Origin of the sequence: Streptomyces ipomoeae 91-03, assembly GCF_000317595.1 — a bacterium.
GTDB classification, from domain to species: Bacteria; Actinomycetota; Actinomycetes; order Streptomycetales; family Streptomycetaceae; genus Streptomyces; species Streptomyces ipomoeae.
The window spans coordinates 1-9,264 of record NZ_AEJC01000063.1; the positions used below are offsets into that span (position 1 = coordinate 1).

9 protein-coding genes are annotated in these 9,264 nt (G+C 70.3%); 4 read left to right on the forward strand and 5 right to left on the reverse strand.

What is annotated here, in order from left to right:
- Positions 1-24: 24 nt before the first annotated feature.
- Together STRIP9103_RS04060 and STRIP9103_RS04065 are read right to left on the reverse strand one after the other, a co-directional pair.
- Positions 25-504, reverse strand: coding sequence for a hypothetical protein (locus tag STRIP9103_RS04060; RefSeq protein WP_009298253.1), 480 nt, complete (start codon positions 502-504; stop codon positions 25-27).
- A 283-nt stretch (positions 505-787) separates the two neighbouring features.
- Entirely contained in the window at positions 788-1,957 is a 1,170-nt protein-coding gene (locus tag STRIP9103_RS04065) for a steroid 3-ketoacyl-CoA thiolase (RefSeq protein WP_009298259.1), read from the reverse strand.
- A gap of 227 nt (positions 1,958-2,184) precedes the next feature.
- Here STRIP9103_RS04065 and STRIP9103_RS04070 point away from each other — a divergent pair, with 227 nt between their 5' ends.
- The gene (locus STRIP9103_RS04070) at positions 2,185-3,420 is read left to right on the forward strand and encodes a cytochrome P450 (protein ID WP_009298257.1); all 1,236 of its coding nucleotides are present in this window, start codon (positions 2,185-2,187) and stop codon (positions 3,418-3,420) included.
- Positions 3,421-3,517: 97 nt separating this feature from the next.
- Here the strand turns inward: STRIP9103_RS04070 and STRIP9103_RS04075 are convergent, their stop codons facing one another.
- Positions 3,518-5,611, reverse strand: a complete 2,094-nt coding sequence (locus STRIP9103_RS04075; RefSeq protein ID WP_009298255.1) for a bifunctional glycosyltransferase 87/phosphatase PAP2 family protein — start codon at positions 5,609-5,611, stop codon at positions 3,518-3,520.
- A 271-nt stretch (positions 5,612-5,882) separates the two neighbouring features.
- Here STRIP9103_RS04075 and STRIP9103_RS04080 point away from each other — a divergent pair, with 271 nt between their 5' ends.
- Together STRIP9103_RS04080 and STRIP9103_RS04085 are read left to right on the forward strand one after the other, a co-directional pair.
- Complete coding sequence (locus STRIP9103_RS04080; protein ID WP_052315549.1) at positions 5,883-7,229, forward strand: DUF2330 domain-containing protein; 1,347 nt, start codon at positions 5,883-5,885, stop codon at positions 7,227-7,229.
- A 122-nt stretch (positions 7,230-7,351) separates the two neighbouring features.
- On the forward strand, positions 7,352-8,023 hold the full coding sequence (locus tag STRIP9103_RS04085) for an O-methyltransferase (protein WP_009298258.1): 672 nt from the start codon (positions 7,352-7,354) through the stop codon (positions 8,021-8,023).
- 22 nt (positions 8,024-8,045) lie between these two features.
- On the opposite strand, the gene STRIP9103_RS52715 is transcribed toward STRIP9103_RS04085, so the two are convergent.
- Both STRIP9103_RS52715 and STRIP9103_RS04090 read right to left on the reverse strand, forming a co-directional pair.
- Complete coding sequence (locus STRIP9103_RS52715; protein WP_267950624.1) at positions 8,046-8,177, reverse strand: hypothetical protein; 132 nt, start codon at positions 8,175-8,177, stop codon at positions 8,046-8,048.
- A gap of 14 nt (positions 8,178-8,191) precedes the next feature.
- Positions 8,192-8,587, reverse strand: coding sequence for a hypothetical protein (locus tag STRIP9103_RS04090; protein WP_009298254.1), 396 nt, complete (start codon positions 8,585-8,587; stop codon positions 8,192-8,194).
- Between the two features lie 129 nt (positions 8,588-8,716).
- Between STRIP9103_RS04090 and STRIP9103_RS04095 the strand changes: the two genes are divergently transcribed.
- Positions 8,717-9,127 carry a DnaJ family domain-containing protein gene (locus STRIP9103_RS04095; RefSeq protein ID WP_009298260.1) on the forward strand — a complete coding sequence of 137 codons (411 nt, stop codon included), beginning with the start codon at positions 8,717-8,719 and terminating at the stop codon, positions 9,125-9,127.
- Positions 9,128-9,264: the final 137 nt, after the last annotated feature.

Sequence of the window (9,264 nt, forward strand, 5' to 3'; positions counted from 1 at the left end):
CGCCTTCGCGTACGAGAGTGCCCGTCAGCCGTTGAAGGGGCACTTCTTGATGATGAAGAACGCCTTCCCGGTGTCCACGCCGAGAACCGCCTGGTTACCGGGGCGCGAGCTGCCTACGACGAGGGCCGCGCCCTTGAACTGAGTGGTCTTGGAGCGCCACAGGACCCGGCCACCGGAGTACTGGTAGAAGCGCACGTCGCCGTTCTTGGCGACCTGCACATACGACGACGGACCCTTGATGTGCCCCTTGGCCTTGTAGACCGTGCAGCTCTTCTTCTTGTAGTGCATGGTGAGGTCGTAGTACTTGCCGACGCAGAACGAGGCTTTCCTCGACGCGGGACCTTCGCTGATGCACTGTCCCGCCTTCAGCTTGCTTCCGTTGGGCAAGCGGTTCTTGGCCGCCGCGTTGGCGGAGCCGGCCTGGGTCAGGGCGACCGAGGCCGCGATCGCGCAGACGGCCGCGACACGGGTGGCTCGGGAACCGATGGTGAGGATACGCGCCATGGTGCAGTCCTCTCAGGAGACGGAGCGGAGGAGTCCCGCCGCTCTGGACCACGCACGTCGTGCTTCATGTGGAAGCCGTGCTCGGTGAGGCGTGCGGCAACCCTAGGGGTGCGCCCCGGCGCGCGACATCGTCCCTTGGGGCAGTGTCCCAAAGGGCAGCAGGGCCTCCGCCCGGGCGTCGCCACCGCCGTTCGCGGCACGAAAGAACCCGGCGGGCCCCGTCCGCACACCGGGTCCCGCCGGGTTCGCCGCTGCCGTCCGGGGGACGGCGGACGGCGGACGGTTACAGCCGCTGGATGATCGTGCCGGTGGCCAGCCCTCCCCCGGCGCACATCGTCACCAAGGCGAACTCCTTGTCCGTGCGCTCCAGCTCGTGCAGGGCGGTCGTGATGAGCCGCGCCCCCGTCGCCCCCACCGGATGCCCGAGCGCGATGGCCCCGCCGTTCACGTTCACCTTCTCCAGGCCCTGGTCGAAGACCTGCGCCCAGCTCAGCACCACGGACGCGAACGCCTCGTTGATCTCGACCAGGTCGATGTCCTTCAGCGACATCCCGGCCTTCCCCAGCACCGCCTTGGTCGCGTCGATCGGCCCGTCGAGGTGGAAGTGCGGGTCGGCGCCGACCAGGGCCTGGGCGACGATCCGCGCCCGGGGCCGCAGCTTCAGCGCCCGCGCCATCCGCTTCGACGCCCACATGATGGCCGCGGCGCCGTCGCTGATCTGGGAGGAGTTGCCCGCCGTGTGGACGGCCGTGGGCATGATGGGCTTCAGTCGGGCCAGCGCCTCCATGGAGGTGTCGCGCAGCCCCTCGTCCCGGTCGACCAGCCGCCACATGCCCTGCCCGGCCCCCTGCTCCTCCTCCGTCGTCGGCACCTGGACCGCGAACGTCTCCTTCTTGAACCGCTCCTCGGCCCACGCCACGGCGGCCCGCTCCTGCGAGACGAGCCCCAGCGAGTCGACGTTCTCGCGCGTCAGCCCCCGGTGCCGGGCGATCCGCTCGGCCGCCTCGAACTGGTTGGGCAGATCGACGTTCCACTCGTCCGGGAACGGCTTCCCCGGCCCGTGCTTGGACCCCGACCCCAGCGGCACTCGCGACATCGCCTCGACCCCGCACGAGATACCGACGTCGATCACGCCCGCCGCGACCATGTTGGCCACCATGTGCGACGCCTGCTGCGAGGAACCGCACTGGCAGTCCACCGTCGTCGCGGCCGTCTCGTACGGCAGCCCCATGGTGAGCCAGGCGGTGCGGGCGGGGTTCATGGACTGTTCGCCGGCGTGGGTGACCGTACCGCCGACGATCTGTTCGACGCAGTCGGCGGGGATGCCGGTGCGGCCCAGCAGCTCCCGGTAGGTCTCGCCCAGGAGATAGGCGGGGTGGAGGTTGGCGAGCGCGCCGCCGCGCTTGCCGATGGGGGTGCGTACGGCTTCGACGATCACGGGTTCCGCGGCCATGGGGGATCGGTCCTCTCGACGGTTACCCGCGCGGCGCGGGGCGTCCCGGCCCGGCCCGCCACGCAGAACTAGTACGCGTTCTAGTTCTCTTCAGCAGTCTGCTGAGCGTGACTCCGCGACCGCAAGGGGCGCGCGGCAACTGAAAGGCCCGTACCCCTTGCCAGTTGTAGAACCCGTTACTACGGTCACCGCAATTCCAAAAGCTGATGCTCCGTCAGGAGTTGCCGATGCCCTGTCCAGCGCTGCCCGACGGGTTCGACTTCACCGATCCCGATCTGCTGCACCACCGTGTCCCTCTCCCGGAGTTCGCCGAACTGCGCCGCACGGAACCGGTCCACTGGGTCCCGCAGGCACCCGGCATCGCGGGCTTCGAGGACGAGGGCTACTGGGCCGTCACCCGGCACGCGGACGTCAAGTACGTCTCCACGCACCCCGAGTTGTTCTCCTCGTATCTGAACACCGCGATCATCCGCTTCAACGAGCACATCGAGCGCGACGCCATCGACGCCCAGCGGCTGATCCTGCTCAACATGGATCCGCCGGAGCACACCCGGGTCCGGGGAATCGTGCAGCGGGTGTTCACGCCCCGGGCCATCCGCGCCCTGGAGGACAACCTCCGCGACCGCGCCGTCGCCATCGCCCGGGAGGCCATCGCCCACCCCGGCCCCTTCGACTTCGTCACCAAGGTCGCCTGCGAGCTTCCGCTGCAGGCCATAGCGGAGCTGATCGGCATCCCGCAGGAGGACCGCATCAGGATCTTCGAGTGGTCCAACCGGATGATCTCGTACGACGACCCGGAGTACGCCATCACCGAGGAGGTCGGCCAGCAGTCGGCGATGGAACTCATCGCGTACGCCATGAACATGGCCGCCGACCGCAAGCAGTGCCCGGCGAAGGACATCGTCACCACGCTGGTGGCCGCCGAGGACGAGGGCAACCTGGCCTCGGACGAGTTCGGCTTCTTCGTGCTGATGCTGGCGGTCGCCGGCAACGAGACGACCCGCAACGCCATCACCCACGGCATGCACGCCTTCCTCACCCACCCCGACCAGTGGGACCTCTACAGGCGCGAGCGTCCCGCGACGACCGCCGAGGAGATCGTCCGCTGGGCCGCCCCGGTCAACTCCTTCCAGCGCACCGCCGCCCAGGACACCGAACTCGGCGGCAAGCTGATCAAGAAGGGCGACCGCGTCGGCATCTTCTACGCCTCCGCCAACCACGACCCCGAGGTCTTCACCGACCCCGACACCTTCGACATCACCCGCGACCCCAACCCCCACCTCGGCTTCGGCGGCGGAGGCCCGCACTTCTGCCTGGGCAAGTCGCTGGCCGTCCTCGAGATCAACCTCATCTTCAACGCGATCGCCGACGCCATGCCGGGCCTACGGCTGGCCGGCGACCCCCGCCGGTTGCGCTCCGCTTGGATCAACGGGGTGAAGGAGCTGCAGGTCAGCGCGGGGTGACTGCGTCCGGCCACACGGTACGACTGCGGCCCGCTGAACTCGGGCCGACGGCTTCCCGGCGCCGTCGGCCCGTTCGCGGGGGCCGGGGCGTTCCTTCCTACGCCGCGCCCCGGTCTCCGTCGTCTCCGTCTTCACCGCCGCTTCGCCGCATGGCCGGTGCGAGGCTGCCGGTCGGTTGTGGTTGCTCGCGCCCGCGCGGCGGAGCCGCATCATGTCCCGCCTCGCGCCCCTGACGGGGCGCGGTGGTCCTCGGGCCCGTCAGGACGTACGTCAACGCGAAGCCCGCGCCGACCACCGCTGCGCCGCCCGCGGCGTCCAGGATCCAGTGGTTGCCCGTTGCCACGATCGCGGCGACCGTGAAGGTGGGGTGGAGCAGGCCGAGGGCCTTCATCCACCATCTGGGGGCGATGATCGCGATGGTCAGGCCGCACCACAGGGACCAGCCGAAGTGGAGGGACGGCATCGCCGCGTACTGGTTGGTGAGTTCCGTGAGCTTGCCGTAGTCCGGCTTGGAGAAGTCCTGGACGCCGTGGATGGTGTCGATGATGCCGAGGCCGGGCGTCAGGCGCGGGGGCGCCAGCGGGTAGAAGAAGAAGCCGATCAGCGCGAGCACGGTGGTGAAGCCGATGGCCGTGCGCGCCCAGCGGTAGTCGGCGGGGCGACGCCAGTAGAGGATGCCGAGGACGGTCAGCGGGACGACGAAGTGGAACGACGTGTAGTAGAAGTCGAAGAAACTCCGCAGCCAGTCGATCTCGACCACCGTGTGGTTGACCCAGTGCTCGATGTCGAGGAACAGGGCCTTCTCGACGGCGAGGATCTGCGAGGCGTGCTCCTCGGCGGCGGCCCGGCTGCCGGTGGCCTCCAGGCGGGTGCGCTGGTAGGCGGCGTACGTGACGCGGATCAGCAGCAGTTCGAGGAGCAGGTTCGGGCGGGTGGCCACCCGGCGCAGCAGCGGGGCCCAGCTGAAGCGGGTCTCCACCTTCGGGGCGTACTCGGTGGGGATCGGCTTGCGGTAGTACTCGGAGGTGCGGGACAGGAACGGCACGACGAGGGCGGCGGCGAGCGCGGCCAGCAGGACGACGTTGTCACGCAGCGGGTGCAGGGCGCCCATGTTCGGCACCATCATCTTCGCGGGCAGCGTCATCACCAGGACGACGGCGACCGGCCACACGTACCGCGACGAGGCCTTCTTGCCGACCCGGCCGACGACCGCGAGCAGCACCCACAGCAACTGGTGCTTCCAGGAGGTGGGCGATACGGCGACCACGACACAGCCGGTGACGGCGACGGCGAGCAGCAGCTGTCCGTCGCGGGCGTAGCCGATGGCGCGCCGCAGGCCGAAGACGGCGACGGCGGCGGCGAGCGCGAAGAAGACCACGATCTCCAGCGGGCCCTCCAGTCCGAGCCGGAGCAGCGCGCCGTGGAGTGACTGGTTGGCGAGGTCGTCGGCCCGGCCGCCGAGCCCGACGCCGGCCAGGTGGTGCACCCAGTAGGTGAACGAGTCGCCGGGCATCGCGGCCCAGGCGAGCGCGGTCGCCCCGGCGAAGGTGATGCCGGTGGTCGCGGCGGCCTGGCGGCGCCCGGTGAACCACAGCAGCGGTACGAACAGCAGTACGGTCGGCTGGAGTGCCGCGGCGAGCCCGATACAGACCCCGCTCCAGCGCTCACCCCGGACCGCGAAGCAGCCCGCCAGGACGAGCAGCACCGGGATGATGCTGGTCTGGCCCAGGTAGAGCGTGTTGCGCACCGGCAGCGACAGCATCAGCAGGGTGACCGCCACGGGCGCGGCGAGGAGTGTCGAACGTCTGGTCACCGGCTGTGGCAGGGCGCGCGCGGCGACCAGGCCCAGGGCGACGACCAGCAGGAGGGTGCCGAAGGTCCAGCCCCAGCCGAGCGCCTGTTCGGCCATTCGGGTGAGGGGCTTGAGGACCAGGCCGCCGAACGGGGTGCCGGTGAACCGCGTCGAGTCGTACAGCGAGCCCTTCACATGCAGGACGCCGCTCGGCCCGACCCAGGTCTCCAGATCCGTCAGCCGCTCACCTCTGGGCGTGTTCAGCACGACCGCGATCTGCCGTACCGCCAGGACCCCGGCGACAAGCCACAGCATGGCCCGAACCGCGCCCAGCCGCGCTGCCGCCGGGCCCGTGCTCGCGGCACCGCCCGGTCTGCTCTGCTCCGCGTTCGTCGCCACGCCCTGTCGTCCTCCCGCCCCGTTGACGTCCCATGGAGAAGGCTCGCACCACCCTCGATGTGAGACGCGGGCAACCCCCTCTTCACCTGAGGGACGCCCTTGTTTTGTCCGGATGACGATAGTGCGCGGACGGTTGCCCGCCACCTCAAGGCACGACGCGGATCACAGATGCACATCACCGGTACCGCTGTGACAGCCCACGGACAAACACCTGGGAGCATGGCCGGGCTATGTATGCACGGCACGGGGAGCACGGGGGATGAACGGTTTCATGCGGGGGCGCACACATCCGGCGGAATGGGCGCACACCGGGCGCGGGCGGTTGCTGGTGGTCGTCCTGGCGCTGCTGGGGTTCCAGCTGGCGTCGCTCATGGCACCGGCGTACGCCTGCGGCTGCGGCGCGATGGTGCCGGACGCCCAGCGGAACGTCTACGTGAACCGTGAGACCTCCGTCGTCCGCTGGGACGGCCGCGAGGAGCAGATCGTGATGCGTCTGACGGTCGCCGGGGACGCCCGCACGGCCGCCTGGATCATGCCGGTGCCGAACCGGGCCACCGTGGAACTCGACGACAGCGCCCTCTTCGACCAGCTCACCGAGGAGACGGCCCCCGAGTACCGGACCCGGGAGTACTTCTGGCCGCGCTCGGGCGACTGGCCGTTCGACGAACTGACGGGCGACGGCGCGGGGGCCGCGCCCGGCGACGGCTCGGTGGGCGTCGTGGGCCGCGAACGGCTCGGCCCGTTCGACGTGGCCCGGCTGACCGCGACCGACTCCGGCGCCCTCGGCGACTGGCTCGACGACAACGGCTTCGAGCTCCCCGACCGTCTGGACGCCGCGCTGGAGCCGTACGTCCAGCAGAAGTGGGAGTACGTGGCGATCCGGCTGGCCCCGGAGGACTCCGCCGGGGACGCTCCGCTCGCCGGTGCGCTGGACCCGCTGCACCTCACCTTCGCCAGCGAGGAGCCGGTGTACCCGATGCGGCTGTCCCGCCTCGCGACGACCCCGCAGGCCCTCGACCTGTACGTTCTCGCCGCGCACCGTATGGAGCCCACCTCGGCGATCGGCGGGGACGAGCCGGAGGTGACGTTCGCCGGGCGGGTCCTCGCGGTCACCGGCCCGCTGGGTGAGCTCTCCGGGGGCCGCACGGACTACCTCACCGCGTTCGAGCAGAACTTCCCGCAGCCGGAGCGGATCTCCGGCGACCACACGCTGCGACGGGCGGCGACCGACGAACCCTATCGAAAGGTCATCTACGTGGACGAGATGTGGACCGTGGGCGGCATCCCCGGCTGGCTGCTCTCCTTCGGCATCGGCATGGGCGTACTGGCCGTCAAGGCGGTGGCGGTCGCGATCGTGCTCCGCCGGAACGCGAAGCGCCAGCTGCCGCCGGCATCGCCGCCGGGTGCCGCCTTCCCGCCGCCGGGAGCACCCGGGATGCCTGGGCCGTACCCACCGGGGACGCCCGGGGCGCCGGGGGCCTACCCGCCGGGGGCCGCTGTGCCGCCGGGGGCCCACTGGCCTGCCGCGCCCGCCTCGCCCATGCCGCCGGTCGCGACCCCGCCGACCGCGCCCGGCGCGGTGACGGACGGGAAGCCCGGCCAGAGCCCGACCGACTGAGACTCGCGGCTCGGCGAGCGCGAAAATCCCTGACAGGGGGCCAGGCCTGCGCCTATATTCGTTAGCGCAACTAGTTAGCTGACCTAACTAGAAATACGAACGGCGCAGGAGGCAAAGCTTTCATGAGTGACTCGCAGGCCTGGGACGACGTCGACGACTACTTCATCACCCAGCTCTCCCCGAACGACGAGTCCCTGGCGGCCGCGCTGCGCGACAGCGACGCGGCTGAGCTCCCGCAGGTCAATGTCGCGGCCAACCAGGGCAAGTTCCTCCAGCTCCTGGCTCAGATCCAGGGCGCCCGCCGCATCCTGGAGATCGGCACCCTCGGCGGCTACAGCACCATCTGGCTGGCCCGCGCGCTGCCCGCCGACGGCCAACTGATCTCCCTGGAGTACAGTCCCAAGCACGCCGAGGTCGCCTGCCGCAACATCGCGCGCGCCGGTCTCGACTCGCTCGTCGAGGTACGGGTGGGCCCGGCCCTGGAGTCGCTGCCCAGGCTCGCCGACGAGAACCCCGGCCCCTTCGACCTGGTCTTCATCGACGCCGACAAGGCCAACAACCCGCACTACGTGGAGTGGGCCCTCAAGCTCACCCGCGCCGGCAGTGTCATCGTCGTCGACAACGTCGTACGCGGCGGCCGGGTCGCCAACGCCGACTCCACCCAGCCGGACGTGCGCGGCACCCGTGCCGCCATCGAACTCATCGGCTCGCACCCCAAGCTGACCGGCACGGCGATCCAGACGGTGGGCAGCAAGGGGTACGACGGCTTCGCACTGGCGCGGGTGCTGGACTGAGGCCATCGAGCAAGGCCGGTCATCAGGGGGCGACGGTCACGGACTCGATCTTCATGTACGCGTACACGCCGGCCTGGCTCGGTGACTCCGAGACCCGGGGCTCCGCCCCGCCCTCCGGCGAAGCGGAGCCCTGCCCGGACGGTCCGCCCGGCATGACGGCGACCACCGTCAGGGCTCGTGGAAGAAGCCCACGTTGATGCTGCGCGGGGCCGTGCGGTCGACTATGACGAGTTCGCCGGAGCTGTTGGCCGGGAGTTTGGCCGTGCCGCCGTACGGGAGGGGCTGGGGCTGCTGACCGAAGAGGGTCAGACGGACCTCGGAGGACGGTTCGGCGTGCGTGCCGCGCAGCCAGGTGACCTGCCAGGTGCCCTCGGGTCCGCACAGGAACTCCAGATGCACCCGTGACACGAACAGCCAGTCGTCCGGGGTCACGAGGCGGCACACCGCCCGGTCCCGGCCCACCCGGAGCATGGCGCCCGGCTCGCTGGGCGCGTCGGCCATCTGCATTCCGGCCGTCGCCCCGGCGTCCGCCTCGGACACCGAGGCCATGGTGAGTTCGAGCACGTGCCGCTCCTTAGGGATCCTCAGGGGTCAACGCACCAATTGTCGCTGCGCACGGCGCGCTCGGCGCACCGCCGCCGCATGATAATTCCCCAGCTCGTCCGGTTGTGCGGCCTCCGGCACAATGGACGTATGACCGAGCGAAAGCCACCTGGTGTCAGCTTCGAGTCCTTCGTCGACAAACAGATCCGCGACGCGCAGGCGCGCGGCGACTTCAGTGCCCTTCCCGGCGCCGGCCGGCCCTTCCAGGACGACGACACGACGTACGACGAACTGTGGTGGGTCAAGCGGAAGATGGCCCGCGAGGGGTTGTCGGTGCTGCCGCCGACCCTCGCGTTGCGCAAGGAGGCGGAGGACGCCTTGGCGGCAGCCGCCGAGGCCCCTTCCGAACGCGCCGTCCGCAAGATCATCACCGAGATCAACGCCAAGATCCTCGACATGATGCTCAAGCCGCCGCCGGGGCCGCCGCTGGGTTTGAAGCGGTACGACGTGGAAGCGGTGGTGAGGGAGTGGCGCGAGAAGCGTGGGCCGGGCGCCCAGTAGCTCGGGAGTACGTCGTGAGCCGGGGCGCCCAATAGCTCGGGAGTACGCGTTGCAGGGCGACCGCGGGTTGTGTGTGGCTGATCGCGCAGTTCCCCGCGCCCCTGACCCGCGTCCCTGAAGGGGCGCGACGTACGACG